The sequence below is a fragment of the Clostridium intestinale DSM 6191 genome (genome assembly GCF_900130055.1).
GTDB lineage: Bacteria > Bacillota > Clostridia > Clostridiales > Clostridiaceae > Clostridium_T > Clostridium_T intestinale.
Map to the genome: position 1 here is coordinate 161317 of NZ_FQXU01000007.1, position 20910 is coordinate 182226.

Annotated in this window: 22 protein-coding genes; 1 reads left to right on the forward strand and 21 read right to left on the reverse strand. The window is 29.6% G+C overall.

The window, feature by feature from the left end:
• Nucleotides 1–60: 60 nt before the first annotated feature.
• Together BUA92_RS11745 and dapF are read right to left on the reverse strand one after the other, a co-directional pair.
• Nucleotides 61–1101, reverse strand: coding sequence for a hypothetical protein (locus tag BUA92_RS11745; RefSeq protein ID WP_073019762.1), 1041 nt, complete (start codon nucleotides 1099–1101; stop codon nucleotides 61–63).
• Nucleotides 1102–1110: 9 nt separating this feature from the next.
• On the reverse strand, nucleotides 1111–1929 hold the full coding sequence (gene dapF / locus BUA92_RS11750; protein WP_073019764.1) for a diaminopimelate epimerase: 819 nt from the start codon (nucleotides 1927–1929) through the stop codon (nucleotides 1111–1113).
• Between the two features lie 75 nt (nucleotides 1930–2004).
• On the opposite strand from dapF, the gene BUA92_RS11755 reads away from it, so the two are divergent.
• Nucleotides 2005–3714, forward strand: coding sequence for an Rqc2 family fibronectin-binding protein (locus tag BUA92_RS11755; protein ID WP_073019767.1), 1710 nt, complete (start codon nucleotides 2005–2007; stop codon nucleotides 3712–3714).
• A 6-nt stretch (nucleotides 3715–3720) separates the two neighbouring features.
• On the opposite strand, the gene BUA92_RS23305 is transcribed toward BUA92_RS11755, so the two are convergent.
• The 19 genes from BUA92_RS23305 to BUA92_RS11850 form a co-directional block, all read right to left on the reverse strand.
• Nucleotides 3721–3975 carry a hypothetical protein gene (locus tag BUA92_RS23305; RefSeq protein ID WP_175550900.1) on the reverse strand — a complete coding sequence of 85 codons (255 nt, stop codon included), beginning with the start codon at nucleotides 3973–3975 and terminating at the stop codon, nucleotides 3721–3723.
• A 671-nt stretch (nucleotides 3976–4646) separates the two neighbouring features.
• A complete protein-coding gene (locus BUA92_RS11765; RefSeq protein WP_073019772.1) occupies nucleotides 4647–5762 on the reverse strand; it encodes a THUMP domain-containing class I SAM-dependent RNA methyltransferase in 1116 nt (371 codons plus the stop codon).
• Nucleotides 5763–5776: 14 nt separating this feature from the next.
• Nucleotides 5777–6313: a bifunctional pyr operon transcriptional regulator/uracil phosphoribosyltransferase PyrR gene (pyrR, locus tag BUA92_RS11770; RefSeq protein WP_073020060.1), complete on the reverse strand. Its 537-nt coding sequence runs from the start codon at nucleotides 6311–6313 to the stop codon at nucleotides 5777–5779.
• A 12-nt stretch (nucleotides 6314–6325) separates the two neighbouring features.
• Nucleotides 6326–7234: an RluA family pseudouridine synthase gene (locus BUA92_RS11775; protein WP_073019774.1), complete on the reverse strand. Its 909-nt coding sequence runs from the start codon at nucleotides 7232–7234 to the stop codon at nucleotides 6326–6328.
• Nucleotides 7235–7267: 33 nt separating this feature from the next.
• Nucleotides 7268–7864: a TraR/DksA C4-type zinc finger protein gene (locus tag BUA92_RS11780; protein ID WP_073019776.1), complete on the reverse strand. Its 597-nt coding sequence runs from the start codon at nucleotides 7862–7864 to the stop codon at nucleotides 7268–7270.
• Nucleotides 7865–7996: 132 nt separating this feature from the next.
• Nucleotides 7997–8587 carry a DivIVA domain-containing protein gene (locus tag BUA92_RS11785; protein WP_073019779.1) on the reverse strand — a complete coding sequence of 197 codons (591 nt, stop codon included), beginning with the start codon at nucleotides 8585–8587 and terminating at the stop codon, nucleotides 7997–7999.
• 16 nt (nucleotides 8588–8603) lie between these two features.
• A complete protein-coding gene (locus BUA92_RS11790) occupies nucleotides 8604–9368 on the reverse strand; it encodes a YlmH family RNA-binding protein (protein WP_073019781.1) in 765 nt (254 codons plus the stop codon).
• 2 nt (nucleotides 9369–9370) lie between these two features.
• Entirely contained in the window at nucleotides 9371–9628 is a 258-nt protein-coding gene (locus BUA92_RS11795) for a YggT family protein (protein ID WP_073019784.1), read from the reverse strand.
• Nucleotides 9629–9650: 22 nt separating this feature from the next.
• Nucleotides 9651–10106, reverse strand: coding sequence for a cell division protein SepF (locus BUA92_RS11800; RefSeq protein ID WP_021801426.1), 456 nt, complete (start codon nucleotides 10104–10106; stop codon nucleotides 9651–9653).
• A gap of 18 nt (nucleotides 10107–10124) precedes the next feature.
• Nucleotides 10125–10775 (reverse strand): YggS family pyridoxal phosphate-dependent enzyme, encoded by a 651-nt coding sequence (locus BUA92_RS11805; RefSeq protein ID WP_073019786.1) that lies wholly within the window; start codon nucleotides 10773–10775, stop codon nucleotides 10125–10127.
• A gap of 194 nt (nucleotides 10776–10969) precedes the next feature.
• Nucleotides 10970–11701, reverse strand: a complete 732-nt coding sequence (locus tag BUA92_RS11810) for a DUF881 domain-containing protein (protein WP_073019788.1) — start codon at nucleotides 11699–11701, stop codon at nucleotides 10970–10972.
• 13 nt (nucleotides 11702–11714) lie between these two features.
• The gene (locus BUA92_RS11815) at nucleotides 11715–12053 is read right to left on the reverse strand and encodes a small basic family protein (protein ID WP_021801423.1); all 339 of its coding nucleotides are present in this window, start codon (nucleotides 12051–12053) and stop codon (nucleotides 11715–11717) included.
• 13 nt (nucleotides 12054–12066) lie between these two features.
• Nucleotides 12067–12789 (reverse strand): DUF881 domain-containing protein, encoded by a 723-nt coding sequence (locus BUA92_RS11820; RefSeq protein ID WP_021801422.1) that lies wholly within the window; start codon nucleotides 12787–12789, stop codon nucleotides 12067–12069.
• 10 nt (nucleotides 12790–12799) lie between these two features.
• On the reverse strand, nucleotides 12800–13540 hold the full coding sequence (locus BUA92_RS11825; RefSeq protein WP_073019790.1) for a cell division protein FtsQ/DivIB: 741 nt from the start codon (nucleotides 13538–13540) through the stop codon (nucleotides 12800–12802).
• Between the two features lie 114 nt (nucleotides 13541–13654).
• The gene (gene spoVE, locus BUA92_RS11830) at nucleotides 13655–14779 is read right to left on the reverse strand and encodes a stage V sporulation protein E (protein ID WP_073019792.1); all 1125 of its coding nucleotides are present in this window, start codon (nucleotides 14777–14779) and stop codon (nucleotides 13655–13657) included.
• A 20-nt stretch (nucleotides 14780–14799) separates the two neighbouring features.
• Nucleotides 14800–15771, reverse strand: a complete 972-nt coding sequence (mraY, locus tag BUA92_RS11835; protein WP_073019795.1) for a phospho-N-acetylmuramoyl-pentapeptide-transferase — start codon at nucleotides 15769–15771, stop codon at nucleotides 14800–14802.
• A 35-nt stretch (nucleotides 15772–15806) separates the two neighbouring features.
• On the reverse strand, nucleotides 15807–17159 hold the full coding sequence (locus BUA92_RS11840; RefSeq protein WP_073019798.1) for a UDP-N-acetylmuramoyl-tripeptide--D-alanyl-D-alanine ligase: 1353 nt from the start codon (nucleotides 17157–17159) through the stop codon (nucleotides 15807–15809).
• 10 nt (nucleotides 17160–17169) lie between these two features.
• Nucleotides 17170–18627, reverse strand: a complete 1458-nt coding sequence (locus tag BUA92_RS11845) for a UDP-N-acetylmuramoyl-L-alanyl-D-glutamate--2,6-diaminopimelate ligase (protein ID WP_073019800.1) — start codon at nucleotides 18625–18627, stop codon at nucleotides 17170–17172.
• An 86-nt stretch (nucleotides 18628–18713) separates the two neighbouring features.
• Complete coding sequence (locus BUA92_RS11850) at nucleotides 18714–20867, reverse strand: stage V sporulation protein D (RefSeq protein ID WP_073020061.1); 2154 nt, start codon at nucleotides 20865–20867, stop codon at nucleotides 18714–18716.
• Nucleotides 20868–20910: the final 43 nt, after the last annotated feature.

Consider the following 20910-nt stretch of genomic DNA (forward strand, 5'->3'; position numbering starts at 1 on the left):
TAACTATAATACTTGACTATTTTTCACAAAATAAACATAAAAAAAGAAACAAACTTAAATTTAGTTTGTTTCTATAAAGAAATACTTCCCTACTTTTTTAGAAATGATTTTTGTACCCTTATCTACTGTACTATAAACATAAACATCTTCATCTTCTTTAATATTTTCATATCCTATAAACAATATATTCCCATCTTTATCTTTAATCATCCCTCTATCAGGATCTATTTGCCTAGGAAAATCATATATTACTCTTTTTAGTTTACCATCTATAATACTATATATAGAGACACCACTACTTTCTTCTTCCCCTAATATATATATACTTCCAGCTTCTTCAGCTACGGAACTAATATACTTAAATTTATCTGTAATTTTGACTAAGCTTTTATCCTTTAAGGAAAATCTATTTACTTCTTTTTTTCCATTTAAAGAATTGAGCATAAAGTAAATATATTCATCAGTCAATTGCATATATTCTATTATTCCTTGCTTAAGCTCATACAATAAGGTTTCTTCATCTGAGGATATATTATAAGAATATATCCCATTTTTATTTTCCTTATCATTAATTCCATAATAAATAATAGTATTATTATCTTTCCAAAAGTAATTTTCGCCTGATATTAAAGTGTTTATTTCCAAGGGAATATCTTTTTCATTAGAGCTATCAAATATAGAAAACTCAACTTCCTCAGCTTCATTATATTTCTTATACAAAATCTTATTCCCTTTTGGAGACTGTTTAGCATTAGATAAATCGGTGAAATCTTTTAATATATATTCTTTATTATTTATCCCTAAAACCAACTTTTTTTCTTCAGAAATCTCTGAAGCTTTTAAATATGAGTTAGTTTCTTTTCTATAGGATAAAACATATCCGTCTTCATTTTTTGAAAGAACTTCATTTTTATAAATATCGCTAATTAAAGATATCTTTCCATTCCTATCATAAATTACACTTACTTTATTAATTCCTTCATAGTTTTTAAAGGTTATTTCATTCTCAGGTTTATTGTTTTCAACTTGTGTATTTTTACATGAAACAAAAAGAAGGCATGAGGTTATTATAAAAACACATATCAACCTAGCATTCTTCATTTTGTTAGTTTATATATATACCTCTCCATTACAAATAACTTCCGCATTTCCAATCATATATACTCCTTCCGTTTCAATTAATACTTCTAAAACCCCACCTGGAACATGTACCTTAACCTGTTTATTTGTATATCCTTTATCAAAAGCCGCAACGGCCGCAGCACAATTTCCAGTACCACAAGCTAAAGTTGCCCCTGCTCCTCTTTCCCAAGTTCTCACTTTTATATTATCCCTATCAAGTACCTCACAAAAATTAACATTTGTTCCTTCAGGAAAAATTTCATGTTTTTCAATTGCTCTACCTTCCGTTATATCTGTTTCTTCTTCTTCAAATATAACAGTATGTGGAACCCCTAATAACATAGATGTAATATTATATTCTTTATTATTTGCATGTAGTTCAAAATCTTTTAATTTTTCTTTTATTTTTACTGGTATTTTATTTGGTTCATAACTAGCTTTACCCATAAACACCTTTATTTCAGAGATTTGATCTCCAATAAGCTTTATATCCACATCCTTAAGTCCATCGCCAGTCATTATTTTCATGTTGCTCTTTTTAACAATTTCTAAATCATATATGTACTTTATGAAGCATCTTAAGCCATTACCACACATAGCTGCATATGAGCCATCAGAATTAATTATAATCATTTCTGAATCCGCTTCCTTGTTATTCCTAACTAAAAGTATTCCATCTGCTCCAATACCAAAGTGTCTATGACATACCTTTTTAGCTAGCTCACTTTCTTTCCCTAAAAAAGTCTCATTTCTATCATCAATTACAATAAAATCATTTCCATTTCCATGCATCTTATAAAACTTCATTTCTTTACCTCCACCTTGATACAATTATTTTAAACGTGTATACTAAATTTATATGTTTTTTGAAAGGAGACTACAATGGCATTAGATGGTGTTTTTCTACACAATTATATAAATTATTTAAGACCAATTTTATTGAATGCAAAAATAGATAAAATAAATCAACCTGAAAAAGATGAGATAATTTTTACCTTAAGAACTGGAGGAAAAAATAGAAAACTATTAATTTCTTCCTCAAGTAATTATCCTCGTATTCATTTTACTAAAGAATCTAAGGTAAATCCACTAAAAGCCCCAATGTTTTGTATGGTTTTAAGAAAATATTTAACAAATGGTAAAATAAGAGAAATTGCTCAATATGAAAATGATCGTATTTTAACCATGCTTATTGAGTCTACAGATGAGCTGGGATTTGATTCAGTTTATAAACTTATAATAGAAATAATGGGTAGACATAGTAATATAACTTTAGTAAGAGATAGAGATAATAAGGTTATGGAATCTATTAAACATATAACCTCAGAAATCAATTCCTATAGAGTGCTTTTTCCTGGAATAAGCTACGTTTATCCACCTGAAAGCAATAAACTTAATCCTCTATCATTTACTTATGATGAATTTAATAGTTTCCTAGCCACAAAAGATATAAAGTTTAACTCTAGCTTTTTTAGTAAGACTTTTACTGGTGTTGGTAAAGTTTTAAGTGAAGAACTTTATTCTAATAGTTTAAATAAGAATATGGAGGACGTTTATAATTACTCTCAAAAGTTTTTTAGTGATATTTTAAATCACACTTCCTATACTCTATATAATGAAAATGGTGAATTAAAAGACTTTTATTGCTTAAATTTAAATATTTATAAGGATTTAGATAAGGAAATTTATGAAGATCCATCAGAACTTCTTGAAAATTTCTACAAACAAAAAGATAAACAAGATAGATTAAAAGGTAAAGCTAGCGATATACAAAAGATAATAAATACTAATATAGATAGATGTAATAAGAAGTCTAGGATACTTAATGCTACTATAGAAGATTGCTCTACTAAACAAGATTTTAAAATTAAAGCAGATATTTTAAGTTCCTATATTTATAATATAAAAAAAGGTGATAAAAAAGTCAGCTTATTAAATTTTTATAGTGAATCTGAAGATGAATATATAGATATTGAACTTGATGAAAACAAAACTCCATCAGAAAATATTCAATACTATTATAAAAAATATAACAAGTTAAAAAAATCAGAACAATCTGCTTTTGAACAATTGGAGAAAAATGAAGAAGAGTTTAATTACTTAACATCAGTTTTATCTAACTTGAACAATTCAGAAAGCTATGACGATATTGAAGAAATAAAAAATGAATTAATAGAAACAGGTTATATTCGTTTTAAGAAAAGTTCAAAAAAGGATAAAAATAAAGTTTCTAAACCCTTGCATTTTATCTCTAGTGACGGATTCCATATTTATGTTGGAAAAAATAATATTCAAAACGACTATTTAACCTTAAAATTTGCAAATAAAGAAGATATATGGTTTCACACAAAAAATATTCCTGGCTCACATGTAATTATTAAAGGTAGTAACCCTTCTGAAGTAACAATCAAAGAAGCCGCTAATTTAGCTGCATTTTATAGTAAAGGAAAGTTATCTTCTAATATCCCGGTTGACTATACACCTGTTAGGTACATAAAAAAACCTAACGGCTCAAAGCCTGGAATGGTTATATATTCTCAAAATAAAACCATTTATATAAGTCCTTCTGAGCCTAGGATTAATAAAATTTAAGTATTTTTAACTACATCCCTGTAAACGTGGTTTTTTAAGAGATTCAAGAAAAGAAGAATTCAAGAATTCTTCTTTTCTTGCTTTCTTGCTTTCTTGCTTTCTTGCTTTCTTGCTTTCTTGCTTTCTTGCTTTCTTGCTTTCTTGCTTTCTTGCTTTCTTGCTTTCTTGCTTTCTTGCTTTCTTGCTTTCTTGCTTTCTTGCTTTCTTGCTTTCTTGGGGCAGTCTATTTTTTCTGTGACTTATTGTCAATTTTTTTATCAAAAAGTTTACTTTCTTCTTAAAGTTTAAAAGGATTAGACTGGCGCTGAGAATCATGCCTACCGAATAGAAGTGCATTACTTCTCTGTAGAGACTTCTTTTTAAGTCTCTTTAGATTCCTTTTAGGAACGCTCCTACAGGATAGCATCTAAAAGGAATCTAATGAAGGCTGAGGAACGCCTTCTACAGATCAGCAGTTAAAAGGATTTGATGAAGCTGAGGAGCGCTTCTACAGATCAGCAGTGCGTGTCTACCGCCGAGTAGATGTGCACCGCTGCCCTGTAGGAGCTTCTTCTCAAGTCTCTTTAGATTCTTTTAACTATTACCCCTGTAGAGGCTTCTTCTCAAGCCTCATTAGATTCCATTACCAATATAAAAGAGGATTAGATTGAAGCTTAGGAGCGCTTCTACCGATTATTGGTGCAATTCTTCAATAGGGATTTTGGCTTTTCCGTAATTTATTTACAAGTATTTTTTTAAATTTTACTTTTCTTTTTAAAAATATTAAAGGACTTTAATGCCGTTAGCCAAGATAAGGAATTTAATGGAGCTGAGAAGCGATCCTACAGAATAGAGGTACACTACTTCTCTGTAGTGACTTCTCCTAAGTCTCATTAGATTGCTTTTATGGAAATAGAAAAGTCATTACAAAATAACTTGTAATGACTTCTTAATTAGTTCCTATGATATTGATATAAATAACACTTTATTCTTCCATTGTAAAGTTTTCTATTTTTATTGGCTTTTTCTCCAAATTCTCTTTGGAAATCTTCGTAAGATGTTAAAACTTCGATTTCTAGAGATGGTATCTTTTTCTTTAGCTCTCCTAGTTTTTTATAGAGAATCTTTATCTCTTCAAGCTCACCAATTCTTTCCCCATAAGGAGGATTAGTTATTATAAATGAATAGTCCCTATTTAAAGAAAATTCTTTAAAGTCTTGTCTATGGAAATCTATATTTTCTAAAACTCCAGCTAGTTTTGCATTTTCTCTTGCAGTAGCAAGAAGTCTTCCGTCTATATCATATCCTAATAACTTAATATCTTTATTCTTTATAGATTTTTTAGCTCCATCCCTTACTTGAGTCCAAAGTTCTTTTGGTATATTAGGCCAAGTTTCACTTACAAACTCTCTCTTTATTCCTGGTGCTATATCTCTTGCAATCATTGCCGCTTCTATTAAAATCGTTCCTGACCCACAGAAAGGGTCAATCAAGGTTTCCATGCCACTCCATCTAGACAGTAAAACCATAGATGCCGCTAAAGTTTCTTTTAAAGGTGCTTCTCCAGCTCTTTCTCTATAACCTCTCTTATGTAATCCAACTCCAGATGTATCAATAGTTAATGTAGCTACATCCTTAAGGAGAGATATTTCTATTTTATAAACTGGTCCATCTTCACTAAAAACTTCTCTGTTGTATTTTTGCTCCATAGCTTTAATAACAGCTCTTTTAACAATTGATTGACAATCAGGAACAGAAAATAAAGTGGATTTTACAGACTTACCTATAACATGCATCTTACCGTCTTCAGGTATAAAGTCTCCCCACTCAATATTTTTTGTTCCTTGAAATAACTCTTCAAAAGTAGTTGCAGTAAATTCACCCATTTTAATCAAAACTCTTTCAGCAGTTCTCAAATGGATGTTAGCTATTGAAATATCTAATTCATCTCCTTGAAAATGAACTTTCCCATTTTCTAGTTTTAAGTCTTCATATCCTAAAGTTTTTAGCTCTTTAGCTGTTACAGATTCCAGTCCAAAGGCAGTAGTAGCTATTAAATCATAAAACATTATTTAATTCCTTCCTATTTTTCAAATATTTTAACTGACTCTTCATCGTCTATTTCATTTATTCTAACGGCAACTATTTCTGATTTAGAGGTAGGTATGTTTTTTCCTACATAGTCAGCTCTTATAGGTAATTCCTTGTGTCCTCTATCTATTAATACAGCTAATTGTATTGAACTTGGTCTTTCATAATCCATAATAGCGTCTATTGCTGCTCTAGCAGTTCTACAGGTAAATAAAACATCATCTACTATTATTACAGTTTTACCCTTAATTCTAATACCTATGTCATTACTAGCAACTGAAGGCATTTCACTATTCTCAATTAAATCATCTCTATATAAAGTTATATCTACCATTCCAACAGGAACAGTGACTCCTTCTATCTTTTTTATTTGCTCCGAAATTCTTTGTGCTAGAGGATACCCCCTTCTTTTAATTCCTACTAAAACTATATCCTCTACACCTTTATTTTTCTCTATAATCTCGTGAGAAATTCTAACCAAACTTCTTCTAATAGCATTTTCATCTAGTAGTTCAGCTTTTAGCTTCATATCCATCTCTCCCTAACCTCTTAACTTTTCTATTATATTTTTAAAATAGCTTGGCAACTCAGTAGAAAACTCTAGGAATTCTTTTGTGGTTGGATGAACAAATCCTAAAGTTTTAGCATGTAGCATCTGCCCCATTAATTTAAACTTCGATTTTTTATAACTATAAACGGGATCCCCTACTAACGGATGTCCTATGTGGGCCATATGAACTCTAATTTGGTGGGTTCTCCCAGTTTCTAAATTACATTTAACAAGAGTAGTATAATCATAATTTTCTAAAACTTCATAATGAGTTATAGCCTCTCTACCTTCTTTAACTATAGCCATTTTTATTCTATCTTTTGGGTCTCTTCCTAACTTTTCATTTATAGTTCCAATATCATTTTTTACTCTTCCTTCAACTAAAGCATAATATTCTCTTTTCATAGAATGATCTTTTAGTTGAGCAGCTAAAAAATTATGGCTATTATCATTTTTTGCAACTACCAATATCCCTGAGGTATCTTTATCTATCCTATGAACTATCCCTGGTCTAATGACTCCATTAATACCTGATAAATCTTTACAATGATAAAGCAATGCATTTACTAATGTTCCTGTATAATTACCTGGTGCAGGATGCACTACCATCCCTTGAGGTTTATTTACTACAATAACATCATGATCTTCGTAAACTATATCTAATTTTATATCTTCTGCTTTAACCTCAAGCTCAAGAGGTTCAGGTAAGTTTACTTCTATAATATCATTAAGCTTTAATTTGTAATTACTTTTTATTAACTTATCATTCACTTTTATATTATCATTATCTATTAATCCTTGAATAAAACTTCTAGACTTATTTTCGATAACTTCTGATAGATATTTGTCTATTCTTTTATTAACTTCTTCAGAAGTTATCTTAAATATTAACTCTTCCATTAAAATACTACTCCTCATACTAAAACAATACTCTTAGTCAGGTAGTCCTGCCTTATATTGTTCATTACTTATCTTTTCTATAGGTTCAACATACATCATATCATCATCACCGGAATATTCCAAGTCTTCTATCCTATTAAATTTCTCCACAGCTTGATAACTATCCTTTTGATCAAAACCTGTGTAATCTTTACTTAAATGCTCATAATAAAATGGTGTTCCAATAACCTGTTCTTCTACAGGTCTTTTTTCTTGATTCCCTATAGAGCTTATTAACTTCTGACAATCTATACAATATTCTGCATAAGGTATAAACTCTAATCTTTCTTCTGAAATCTCTTCACCACAGGATTTACAGGTTCCATAACTTCCTTTCTCTAAAGATTTTAAAGAGTTTTCAACCTGTTCTAACAAAACCTCTTCTTTTCTTTTTAGAGCCATACCTCTTTCCATATCATACACATCTCCTGCTGCATCTGCTGGATGGTTATCATAATGGGATATTTCTGAAGCCATTTCTATATTAATACTTCCAAAGTCATTTTTCTCTAGATTATCTATTATTAATTTAATTTTATCTTTTTCTTTTAATAATTTTTCTTTATATATATTGAACTTATTTTTATCCATCTAATCAACACCTCTCCAATAGTTTATAACTTACTATTACTATTGTTTTCAAAATCAGGTGTTTTTATAACATTCAATATTACTATTAAAATTAAAAGAAGCAAAATCTATTAGATTTTGCCTTTTTATCACTTATTTATTAGCAAAGAAACTTTTTATTTGATCTAAATCATTACTTATTTCTTCTTCATCTTCATCATTAAGATTTAAATCTACTGCTACTTCTTTTTCTTCTATATCTTCTAATGGATTTGTTATATTATAATTTTTAATAAAATCCTTTTCCAAATCATCAAAAGTTTCTAATTGAGTATTCATGAAGTTTCTAAATTTCGCTCTAAACTTAATGAACTCTTGTTTTATTCTATCAAACTCATCGTTTATTTGAACTACATCTGCATGAGCTTTATCTAATATCTTTTGAGCAGTATCATTAGCATTTTTAACTAACATATCAGCTTCTTTTTTAGCTGAACTTCTCGCTTGCTCAGCTGCATTTTGAGCTAATAGTAAAGTATTTTGAATAGTATTTTCTATTTTTCCATAATGTTCAATTTTTTCTGAAAGTGCAGATACTTTTTCTTTTAATAAGGCATTGTCTTTGTAAAGTTCCTCATAATTATCTACGATTTCATCTAAAAACTCATCAACTTCTTCTGGATTATATCCTCTTAATCCTTTTTTAAACTCCTTATTGCTAATATCCATTGGAGTAATTTTCATCTGTATCACCTCTACATTATGTATATTTTTTTACTCTTATTTTCAACTTATCACTTTTCGTTTTCCCGGTAATTTCTGAAATAATAAATTTGCCTTTTCCTCTAATCGTAATAGTACTATTTAACTTTACTTCATAACTCTTATCTATATTATTAGAATAGTTAACTAAAATCTTTCCCGAATTAATTAGTTTTACTGCTTCACTTCTTGAAACATTCGCTAAAGATGCTACAACAGAATCTATTCTTAATGAAGCTATATTTATATTGCTTTCTGTAAACTTAACACTAGGTAACTCTTCGTTACTCTCAACTATTTTTACATCACAGGGATTTTTCCCAATAAACTCTAAGTTATCAATCAAAAAATCAGTCAATTCTTCAGAAATAGCTACAAAACATTTATCATTGTCTAGAATTAAGTCTCCTAATTTGTCACGTTTTATTCCTAATGATAATATTCCACCTAAATAATCCTTATGTTCCAAGGTTCTAAATCTTGATTTGTTGGTTATCTCTAATATTTTCATAGGGAAAGGAGCCTCATATAGATTATTAAAAGTAATCATTTTTCTTTCGCAGTCTTCAAAACCCCCGTTTAGTTCTACACTAATATCTTTAGATATTCTTTCAGTAAAATACATCCATATATTAGGAGTCAAAAAACTTTGTGAGAACATAGGAATATTATATTCCTTAGAAAGACTGTATTTCTCTAACAATCCTATAGCTAATATGAGTTCTTCCCCTTCAAATATTCTAGTTAGTTCCTTTTTATCCATTATTAAAATATTAATCTTAATAGCTTTTCTATTATATTAAGTGCTATTAAAGCTAAAAAAGGTGACAAATCAACAGGAATATTTAAATTTAGTTTACTTTGCAATTTTTCAAAGGGCTCTAGTATTGGTTTTGTAAAATTTTTAACTATATAATGATATTTTACAGGCGAACCCGTAGATTCCATTAAAGAAAGTATTACATCTGCAAATACTGCAAATTGAATAACTTTTATAAATACTGAGAGTGTAGTATATATCATATATTATTTGCCCTCCTGAGCTTTATTTACTCCAGTTAAACATCCCTTTTGAAGAAAGTTCGCTTTTTAATTCATTTGTTACTTCAACATTTGATGGTGATAAAATATATACACCTCTTTCTATCTCTTGTAGTTCCCCTGCTAAAGCAAAACATGCTCCAGATACAAAGTCTAATAATCTTTGTGCTATTCTTGTTTCAAGTGCAGATGTATTAATAACTACAATCTTTCTTGATTTTAATGCCTCACAAATCTCAGTAGCATCATCATATACTGTTGGTTTTTTTATAGTAACCTTTGCAGAAGAAGCAGTATGAATATTTACTACTTTATTATTCTTTTTACTTGATAATACAGGTTCAACTTCATCCATTGCTACTTCTGAAAATTCTTCACTATCTTCGAATTCTTCAAATTCATCTTCATATTCTCCAAAACCAAATAATTCTTTTACTTTATCAACCATTTTAGCTGCCATATCAATTCCTCCTAAATTTTATCTTTTCCCAAAAATGCCTTGCCCAACTCTAATCATATTACTTCCTTCTTCTAAGGCAGTTATATAATCACTACTCATTCCCATGGACAAGTGCTTCATTGTTATATTTTTGAACTTCTGTTCTTTTAATTTATCCCATATGTTTTTAGTAGACTTAAAATACTTTCTGTTTTCTTGCTCATCTCCTTTAGGTATAATAACCATTAATCCTAAAGCTTTAACATATTTACATTTTTCTATTTCATTTACTAAAGCATCTAGCTCTTCTTCAAAGATACCTGCTTTAGTTTCTTCTTTCCCTATATTTATTTGAATTAATACATTTGCTATTTTATCATTACTTCCATAGATTTTCTCTATTTGCTGTAATAACTTAATAGAATCTAGAGAATGAATAAGAAAAACCTTATCTACTATATACTTAACTTTATTTGTCTGTAGATGACCTATAAGATGCCATTTTACATCTTTATGAAAGTTATCGTACTTTTCTAAAAGTTCTTGAACTTTATTTTCTCCAAAATCACGTATTCCATAGCTATAGGCTTCTTCTAGAGCTTCTAAAGGTTTAGTTTTAGATACAGCTATAAGAGTTATGTCATCTTCTAAAGTTTCTTTAATTTTTTGTATATTTTCCTTTATGCTCAAAACTTCATCTCCTATTTCTATATATTCTCCAAAATATATATATTTCCTTCAAATTCATATAATTAATTATAATACAAAACATAGCTATTTGGAAGAGTATGACTTTATTTTCTATTATTTTTGAAGCAATTTAATAATCTCATTAAAATAAACTGCCCCAACAAATATTTCTTTTTGCTGGGGCAGTTTATTTATTAATTTGTGTATTGTTCCATAAATTCTGGTTTTATTGTATTTATTTTAGCCCTCATTATAATCTCTTTTACTTCCTTAACTTTAACATCTACACCTCTTGCTTTTAATCCGGTTATATATGAATTATCACTAGTAATAAAATCTTGAAGGACTTTTGGCTCTCCTATTACTTCTACTTCAAAAGGTTGAGGAATCTGTATGTCTCCATATATTCTAAGAAACGGACCATCACATATTAATCCTGAAAATGGATATATACGATATCCATTTATTGATATTGCTTCTGCACCAATGGCTCTTAAATCATTAACTACATTTATCATATCATTATCATGAAGTAAATATAACCACTGCATCTTTGGATCAGTTATGCCTAAGCTTTCATAATCACCATCTCTTATAGTTATTTTAATTCCTGATCCTTTAGTATCTTCAAAGCCATCTATCATTTTATATAAACTAAGTTGAGATTTTAAGTCTTCAATTATTTTTTCATTTTTTTGTTCGGAATATGTATAATCGTTAAGTTTATTTATAATCTCATCATTGTTAGTATCTAAAGCATTTATCTCTTGTCTTAATTTAGTACGCTCATCTACAGCTTTACTATATTCATTTGCTGTAAGTTGAATATTAGAAGAAGTAGATGATAAATTTATATTTAACGCAATTAAAACACCTATTATTATGGAGGCTATAAAAACAAAAATACTTGCTTCGTTATATTTCATATTTAAACCTCCATTAACGAGATTTCGCTTTTTCTAATAATAATCTTCTAACAATAGCAAAATTATCAAAAATTCTGCCTCCAAAAACAATAACAGCTGCTATATATATAGGTATTCCAAGTTTATCCCCTAAATAAGCTAATGCTGCTGCTAAAGCTGCATTACCAAAAAAACCTGAAATAAATACATCTGCTTGAAAATTTTTAGATAAAGAAGCCCTAACCGCGCCAAAAACCGAATCCAAACATGCCAAAATTGCTACAGACATATATGGCGAAAATTTATCAGGAATATTTATATTCGTTGTCAATCCTATAATAACTCCAATTAAAAGTCCTATAAATGCTATCATTTAATCACTTCCTTTACTTAACAGGTTTTATATAATTAGAATTTAATCCTTTTACACTTTTCTTTATTACAATCTCATCTGATGGTTCTATTTCTTTTTTATAACTTCCTAAATTTTGAAAGTTCAAAGTATTAGCAAACTTTAATGCTGCATCAAGTGAATTTTTATCACCTATAGCTTTAATTATAATTTCTTTACTTGGATCTACTCTTCCTTCACTTCCTATATTTACTACGCTACCAGAATTTTTTATACCTGTTTGAGGTGTTAGTCTATAATCATTAATAGATATAGCCTCTGCCCTTGCAAACCACAAACTATTAATAAGATGTATTAACTCAAGCTCATCTAATGAAGCAGCACTTTCTTTATTAGATGAAAATATATCACTTTTAGGTGTTATACGCAAAATAATCCCTTGCCCTTTTACATCTACTGTACCTGTAATCATTCTTGTAGTATCCAACTCTTTTTTAATGTCCATGTCAACAGCTCCAGATTTTGCAGCATCATCTTCTAGCTTCTTTAGTTGGGCCTGAAGATCTTCATTTTGCTTTTTTACATCATCTCTTTCTGCCTTTAAGCTTTCAACTTCCTTTAATATATCTGTAGTTGCATAAGTACTTTGTTGTTTATTTTCTTCTCTAGAGCTTATTAATTTAAATTGGTAGGATAAGAAAAACCCTAAAAGTGCACATACTATTGCAACTGCTATCTGAGAATAAAGTCTTTTCATGCTATACCTCCTATTCCTCTTTTATAACGGGATTACCTTCCACACTAACATCAATGTACCCTTTTTTTATATCAACATTCTTTAAAATATTAATTGCATAATTTAATTTTCTACTTAAATCAAAGTTTCCACCTATTTTTATAAGAACCTCATTACTATACAAGCTTATATTTGATAGGTTACTAATATCTAACTTACTAAACTTAATACTAGAAGTATTAGAATTAATAAGAACTCCAAAGTCTTTAATTACTTCTAATATCTTTTCATCTTCTGTTATTTTTTCACCAACTTCTTTATCTTGTATGGTTATACCTTCTAATTTAACTAAATCATCTTCACCAAGCTTTTTATCAAGAACCTTTCCACTTTCATCAAGAGCATAATAATTACCATTTTGTTCAACTGTAAATATCTTTTTATTTTCTTTTACTTCAACAGTTAAATTATTAGGAAGGGCTTTAGTTACTTTTACATCTTTTATATATGGATCATCTTTTAATATAGATTCTATGTAACTTCTTTTTACGTAAAAAATATTCCGTCCCTTTATCCCTTGAAGCTTATTTTCTATATCGTCTTTTAAAGCAACTTCATTATCATTACTGACTATTTTAACATTATTTATGTTAAATATTGGTGCCTTGATTAAGAACAGTATTAAAAGCCCTATTAATACCATTAATAAAGCTATAGTTTTTTTTATCTTTTTTTTTCTTTTTTTCTCCTCTATATATTTTAATGCCTCCACTTAAGCTCTCCTTACAAAAAATCTTATATTTATAATAACACTTTAACCCATTTTTTTCATTACAATTTTATTAATTTTAAATTATTTCCAAAAAAAAACTTTGCTTACGCAAAGTTAAAAGACCTCTGATTTTTCTGTTTGCCTTGATATATTTAAAAGTATCCCCATGGCCGTCATATTTATAACTAAGGCACTACCTCCATAACTTATAAAAGGAAGTGGCACTCCTGTAACTGGCATAGAACCTGTTACAACTGCGATGTTTATTATTGCTTGAACTGCTATTACAGATGTTATCCCAACTGCTAATAACGTTCCATAGGTATCCTTAGCCTTTATAGCTATTGTTATACCTCTCCATATAAGTATTCCAAATAAAGCTATTATAAAAAGACAACCTATAAGTCCTAATTCTTCTCCAATAATAGAAAAAATAAAGTCATTATGTGGTTCAGGCATATATAAAGTCTTTTGTCTTGATTGACCTAATCCAAGCCCAGTTATTCCCCCAGAACCTAATGCTAAAAATGATTGGATAAGTTGATAACCATTTCCAGCTGGATCATTCCATGGATTTATGAAATTTAATAGTCTAGCTTTTCTATACTCTTCTGAGAAAATAAAAAATACAGCTCCAGCAAATAAAACTGGTAATATAACCGCAAAATCCTTTAATCTGGCTCCCGATACAAATAAAACTATTAATGTAACTATCATTATTACAGATGCTATAGATAGATTTTTCTGTAATAATACCATTCCTGCAAAAAAACCTGAAAATCCCAAATAAGGCATCATCCCATACATTAATCCCTTTACTTTCTCCCCTTTTTGTTCTAAGCTTAAAGCTAAAAATAGCACTACTGCATATTTTGCAATTTCTGAGGGCTGTAAACTAAATGGCCCAATGCTAATCCATCTCTGCGCTCCCTTTTTAGCTTCAAAAAAGAATACTGCTATAAGTAAAATAACCGTAACAATTAATATTAATAGAGTTAACTTTTTTAATTTATGATAATCAAAAGCCATCATAAAAAGCATTGCTATTATCCCTAAGGCAGCAAATAATATCTGTCTTTTTAAAAAGTACATTGAATCGTGCGCAGGTATTACATACATTCCATAGTATGTTGAAGCAGAATACACCATTACTACTCCGATAGCTAATATAAAAAATACAACATAAAATAACGGATAATCTATTTGACCCATTTTAAGTTTAGAGTTAAATTTTTTCATTCATTAACCTCCATAAATTATTAGAGAGAGAGAAATCCTATAAAGCATACTACAACTGTTATAATTGAAAAAATCGTCACTATCTTAGTTTCGCTCCACCCCATATGTTCAAAGTGATGATGAATTGGAGCCATTTTAAATACTCTTTTTCCAGTTAACTTAAAAGATGAAACTTGAATTATAACTGACAAGGTTTCTATTACATATATAGCTCCAATTATTACAACTATAAATGGAATCTTTAATAAAAGAGCTACCGTCGCAACCGCTCCCCCTAATGCTAAAGAACCCGTATCTCCCATAAATACTCTAGCTGGAAAAGCATTAAATCTTAAGAAGCCAAGTAGTGACCCTGCTAAAACTATAGAAAATATAGTTAAAGTATAATTTCCTAAATTGAAACTTACTATTGATAAAAATGTCATAACTAAAATAGTAACTGACGTAGCTAATCCATCCAATCCATCTGTTAGATTAACTGCATTAGTAGTAGCTGCAAAATAGAAAATAACAAAAGGTATATATAAAACTCCTAAGTCCCATTGAGTATTTATAAAAGGTACATTTATCTTAGTACCAAGTTCTACGTAACTATAATAAGATAATACACCTGAAACAATTAAAAGCAGGATCATTTTTTGATACGCCCTTAATCCTAAATTATTTCTTTTAACTATTTTAATTATATCATCCAAAAATCCTATAAACCCAAAAGCAATGAAAGCAAATAACGCAACAAAGGCCTCATCTTTTATATCTCTAATCATTATAAATGTTACAATTGTTGTTGATGTAATAAAGATAATTCCACCTATAGTTGGTGTTCCAGCTTTCTTTAAATGACTTTGAGGTCCATCCTGTCTTATATTTTGTCCAAATTTCAAATTATACAACCCTTTTATAATAGGTGAACCTATTATCGTTGCAACTAAAAAAGATAAAATTAATGATATTAAAATGTCTGTACTTATAAAATCCATAATCTTATTCATGTCCCCCTACCCCCGGGACACCTCCTTTGTAAATATTATTTAACGGCATCCACTATTTCTTCGAATTTCATACTTCTTGAAGCTTTAACTAAAATACTATCACCTATACTAACATTATCTTTTAAATACTCGATTAACTCTAGTTTCGTATTAAACACTTTAGTATCATCTCCAAAACCTTCTTTATAAGCTTTAGAGAAATCTCCAGTTACTAATAGTTCATCAACCTTTATAGCTTTAGCATATTCGCCAATTTCTTTATGAGCTAAATAGGATTCATCTCCAAGCTCTAACATGGTTCCTAATACAGCTATCCTTTTATCACATTTTATATTGTTTTGAACCTCCAAAGCAGATTTCATTGATTGAGGAGATGCGTTATAACAATCGTTAATAACTACATAACCCTCTTTATTTCTAATAATCTCAAGTCTCATGGGTGTTCTTGCTAAGTTTTTTAATCCCTCACTTATATCATCATAACTTACACCAAGCTCAACACCGCATCCTATTGCTAATAAGGAATTTAACACACTATGTTCTCCAGGTGCATCAATATTAAATTTATGTTTTTCATCATCTTTATTAAGTATAAACTCTATAGATTCTTCCATTAGATTTACTTCTGTAGCTTTTAAATTAGCTTTTTCGTTTAATCCACAAGATACAATCTTATAGCCTTTATCTTTAATAGAAGTTAAAAATGAATCTTCTCCATTTATTATCAAAGTATTTTCATTAGTAAAATAATCTGTTATTTCCATCTTAGCTTTAAGTATACCTTCTTGAGATCCTAAATTCTCTATATGAGATATTCCTATGTTTGTTATTACGGCAATATCTGGTCTTGCAACCTTAGCTAGGTTATGTATTTCTCCAAAATTATTCATACCCATTTCTAAAACCGCTACTTCATAAGATTCATCTAGAGAAAATATCATAAGAGGAACACCAATTTCATTATTAAAATTTCCTTTTGTCTTAAAAACCTTAAATCTTTTAGATAATGCTGCGCCAATTAAATCTTTTGTAGAAGTTTTTCCTGTAGAACCTGTTACCCCAATTATCTTTATAGGTAATTTACTTCTATAATACTCTGCTAAGTTTAACAGAGCTTCTTTTCCACTCTTTACCTTTATGAGTGAACAATCACTATTCTCTGGAATTTCAATCTCTTCATCTACTATACAAAGCTTAGCTCCACCTGTTATAGCATTAGGAGCATATTTATTGCCATTAAAATTCTCGCCATTTAGTGCAATAAATATACTATTAGGAGAAATTTCCCTACTATCAGTTGAGATTTTATCAAATTCAGTAATATTTCCTTTAACTATAAGTGTTCCATCAACAGCCTTAACTATCTCTTCCAAAGTTAATTTTTCCATAGTTTACTCCTTAAATTTTAGCTAATATTTCTTTTATTATCTTTCTTTCATCAAAATCTATAGTTTTCTCTTTTAAAACTTGATAGGTTTCATGTCCTTTTCCTGCTAATATAAGCACATCACCATCTTTAGCCATCTTCATTCCTTTTTCAATAGCTGCATGTCTATTCTCTTCAACTTCATAATTGTTCTTTTTAAGTTCTTTAACTATATCATTAATTATTAGTAAAGGATCTTCTGTTCTTGGATTATCAGATGTTATTATACTGTAGTCAGCAAGTTCAACAGCTATTTGTCCCATTTCTCCACGTTTTTGCTTATCTCTATCTCCACCACATCCAAAAATACAAATCAATTTATTGTTTGTAAATTTCCTTGCGGTTTTTAATATATTCTCTAAACCATCTGGTGTGTGCGCATAGTCTATTATTATTTCATAATCATTAGGATACTCCCCAACTACTCTTTCACATCTTCCAGCTACTACAGTTTCCTTTAATGCATTTATGATATTTTCCCAAGTTATATCTAATATCCTTGCTGATGCTATAGCTCCTAAAGCATTATAAATATTATAATCACCTGGTATCTGCAGTACCATATCTTTAGAGTCCTCTTTATATATTACATTAAAGTTGGATAAAATTCCATTTACAGATATATTACTTGCATCAAAATCTCCAGAATTATTTATAGAATATGTTATTATATTTCCTTCTGAACCTTCAGAAATAAGATCTCTTTTAACTCTTTGTCCATATTCATCATCCATATTTACTACTTTGAATTTAGAATTCTGGAATAGCTTATATTTAGCTTTATAATAATTATCAAAAGTTAAATGAAAATCTAAATGATCCCTTGTTAAATTAGTAAATATACCTATATAAAATTCTACTCCAAAAACTCTGTTAAGTTCTAAAGAATGTGAAGATACCTCCATAATACAATATTCAACTTCTTCATCCACCATTTCTTTAAATAACTTTTGTAATTCAAATGACTCAGGAGTTGTTCTCTCTGTTTTTATAACCTTGTTTCCTATATAGTTAGCTATAGTTCCTACAAGTCCTGTTTTATGTCCTGCTTTATCAAGTATAGATTTAAGCATAAATGCAGTTGTTGTTTTCCCATTAGTTCCTGTAACACCTATTATCTTCATTTTAGATGAAGGATTATCATAATAGTTAGAGCTAATTACAGCTAAAGCCTTTCTGCTATCTTCAACTAATATTTCAGTAATTCCATGACTAATATCTAATTTCTTCTCTGTGATTATAACTGTTGCTCCATTATCAATAGCTGATTTTGCAAACTCATGCCCATCAACCTTAAATCCCTTTATACAGACAAATAAGTCTCCTGATGTAACTTGTCTATTATCATATCTAATTTCTTTTACATTAGTTTTTAAATCACCATTGATTAATTTATAGTCTAATCCTTTTAATAAATCTTCCAGTAACATAAATACACTCCTTAAAATACTATGCTAGTATTCTTTCCATAATAACCTTATTTTAAACAAAAGATGAGCATGTGGTAAACCACATGCTAAAATCCTCCATCTTGAGTATCATTAGATAATTTTAATTTTACAGTAGTTCCTTTTGAAATAACATCCCCAGGTTCAATACTTTGTTCACTAATCAATCCAAAACCTTCAAATTCATACTTTAATCCTAATGAAGTGAATAATTTAGTTGACTGCTCCTTGCTATATCCTTTTACATTAGGCATTATTATATCCTTATTATACTCTTGACTTGAACCTACATAAATATTTAATTTACTTCCTTCTTTAACTGAATATCCTGGTATTGGAGATACTTTTGTTACATACTCTCCACTTCCATCTATCTCACAATCTAGTTTTAAGTCTTTTAACATCTTCTTAGCATCCTGAACCTTAAGTCCTCTGATCTCAGGAATTACTACTTCCTTAGCTAAGCTAGCAGCACCTATATTATCTGCATTACTTTCTAAATAGTTGAATATATCACTAAATAATGTGTGTGCAACTGGAGCTGCTATCATACCTGCATAATAATCAGTTCCACCAGGTTCATCAATAGAAACCATAACAGTTATCTCAGGATCATCAATAGGCGCCATTCCAACAAATGTTGATATATAACCTTGATATGTTTTTGTGACTGGATTAACTTTTTGAGCTGTTCCAGTTTTTCCTCCTATATGATATCCTTCTACAAATGCTTTTTTTGCAGATCCTTCTGTTACAACTCTTTCAAGATAGGATCTTAAAACTTTTGTTTTTTCTGTAGTAGCTACTGTTCTAGTAGTTGGTTCAAATTTTTCATCTATTATTTCGGTTCCATTTTCATCTTTATGTGATACTTGTTTCATAACGTGAGGTTGTATCCAAGTTCCACCATTAGCCACTGCATTAAATGCTGCCATGTATTGTATAGGGTTAACAGTATTGGTTTGACCAAATGCTATTGTAGCAAGGTCAACTTCTGAAATGTCATTTACAGACTTTACTATTCCTTTAGCTTCTCCTGGTAAGTCTACTCCACTTACCTTTCCGAATCCAAAGTCTGCAATATGTTTAGTTAAACTTTCTTTTCCTATTCTTTTTCCTAATTCAATAAATCCAACGTTGCATGAATTTTTTATAATGTCAGCAAAGGTTTCAGTTCCATGACCTGAAGTTCTCCAGCATTTTATAGTTCTTCCTCCAACAACAGTAGATCCATTACATACATAAGATTCTCCTACATCTCCTACGCCGTCCTCTAAAGCTGATTGTGCAGTAAATACTTTAAATATAGATCCAGGTTCAAAAGAGTCCGATACACTCCTGTTTCTCCACATCTTTTGTAATTTTTCACTTGAATTATTTCCTTCAAAACTTTCTGCACCATCATAGGGCTTGTTAGGATTAAAGTCTGGTTTATTTGCCATTGCTAATACTTCACCATTTTTAGGATTCATTACAATCACACTTACAGCTTTAGCCTTATTATCACTAAGAGCTTGTTCAGCAGCTTTTTCTGCAAAAAATTGTATACTTTCATCTACCGTTAATGTTACATCTTTTCCATCTACAGGTGGCGTAAATTTTGAAACAGTATATGGTAATTCTTCACTTCTACTATCAAGTTCTGCTATTCTCATTCCAGGTACCCCTGAAAGTTGTTTATTATATTGTAGCTCAACTCCCCCAAGTCCCTGACCATCAGAATTTGTTACCCCAAGTACTTGTGCTAAGAAATTATCATTTCTATAATATCTTTTAGTATCTGGTGATACTATTACTCCACTTATATCTAATGCTTTTACCTTATCTGCTTCTGCTTTTTCAATTCTTCTAATTAATGTAGCAGATCCTGCTAGATTCCCAGAAGGTAGTTTTGTCTCAAGCTTCTTTACAACATCCGTAGTCTCCATACCTACTGCCACCGCTATATCTTTAGCAATATCGTCATTGACTTTTTTCACTTTTTCCAAATATTTTCTTATTGCGTTTAAATCAAAGTCCACTCTATACACATTAGCTGATACTGCAAGTTCTGTTCCATTTCTATCTAGTATTTTTCCTCTTCTTGCATCAATTTTAACTTCACTTGTCCATTGTTCAATTGCTCTTGCTGAATACTCTTGTCTTTTTCCTATCATTATATAAGATAACCTTAAGGACAAAACAAAGAAGAATATACACAATCCTGTTAGTACAAGTCTCATTCTTTTTTTACTTGTAGCGTTATCTCTATAGTTTTTTTTCACA

Bases quoted from the DNA above. Each gene is read 5' to 3' on its own strand.
- BUA92_RS11745 (WP_073019762.1), bottom strand. From the start codon at position 1,101: ATGAAGAATGCTAGGTTGATATGTGTTTTTATAATAACCTCATGCCTT.
- dapF (WP_073019764.1), bottom strand. From the start codon at position 1,929: ATGAAGTTTTATAAGATGCATGGAAATGGAAATGATTTTATTGTAATT.
- BUA92_RS11755 (WP_073019767.1), top strand. From the start codon at position 2,005: ATGGCATTAGATGGTGTTTTTCTACACAATTATATAAATTATTTAAGA.
- BUA92_RS11765 (WP_073019772.1), bottom strand. From the start codon at position 5,762: ATGTTTTATGATTTAATAGCTACTACTGCCTTTGGACTGGAATCTGTA.
- pyrR (WP_073020060.1), bottom strand. From the start codon at position 6,313: ATGAAGCTAAAAGCTGAACTACTAGATGAAAATGCTATTAGAAGAAGT.
- BUA92_RS11775 (WP_073019774.1), bottom strand. From the start codon at position 7,234: ATGGAAGAGTTAATATTTAAGATAACTTCTGAAGAAGTTAATAAAAGA.
- BUA92_RS11780 (WP_073019776.1), bottom strand. From the start codon at position 7,864: ATGGATAAAAATAAGTTCAATATATATAAAGAAAAATTATTAAAAGAA.
- BUA92_RS11785 (WP_073019779.1), bottom strand. From the start codon at position 8,587: ATGAAAATTACTCCAATGGATATTAGCAATAAGGAGTTTAAAAAAGGA.
- BUA92_RS11790 (WP_073019781.1), bottom strand. From the start codon at position 9,368: ATGGATAAAAAGGAACTAACTAGAATATTTGAAGGGGAAGAACTCATA.
- BUA92_RS11795 (WP_073019784.1), bottom strand. From the start codon at position 9,628: ATGATATATACTACACTCTCAGTATTTATAAAAGTTATTCAATTTGCA.
- BUA92_RS11800 (WP_021801426.1), bottom strand. From the start codon at position 10,106: ATGGCAGCTAAAATGGTTGATAAAGTAAAAGAATTATTTGGTTTTGGA.
- BUA92_RS11810 (WP_073019788.1), bottom strand. From the start codon at position 11,701: ATGAAATATAACGAAGCAAGTATTTTTGTTTTTATAGCCTCCATAATA.
- BUA92_RS11815 (WP_021801423.1), bottom strand. From the start codon at position 12,053: ATGATAGCATTTATAGGACTTTTAATTGGAGTTATTATAGGATTGACA.
- BUA92_RS11820 (WP_021801422.1), bottom strand. From the start codon at position 12,789: ATGAAAAGACTTTATTCTCAGATAGCAGTTGCAATAGTATGTGCACTT.
- spoVE (WP_073019792.1), bottom strand. From the start codon at position 14,779: ATGAAAAAATTTAACTCTAAACTTAAAATGGGTCAAATAGATTATCCG.
- mraY (WP_073019795.1), bottom strand. From the start codon at position 15,771: ATGAATAAGATTATGGATTTTATAAGTACAGACATTTTAATATCATTA.
- BUA92_RS11840 (WP_073019798.1), bottom strand. From the start codon at position 17,159: ATGGAAAAATTAACTTTGGAAGAGATAGTTAAGGCTGTTGATGGAACA.
- BUA92_RS11845 (WP_073019800.1), bottom strand. From the start codon at position 18,627: ATGTTACTGGAAGATTTATTAAAAGGATTAGACTATAAATTAATCAAT.
- BUA92_RS11850 (WP_073020061.1), bottom strand. From the start codon at position 20,867: ATGAGACTTGTACTAACAGGATTGTGTATATTCTTCTTTGTTTTGTCC.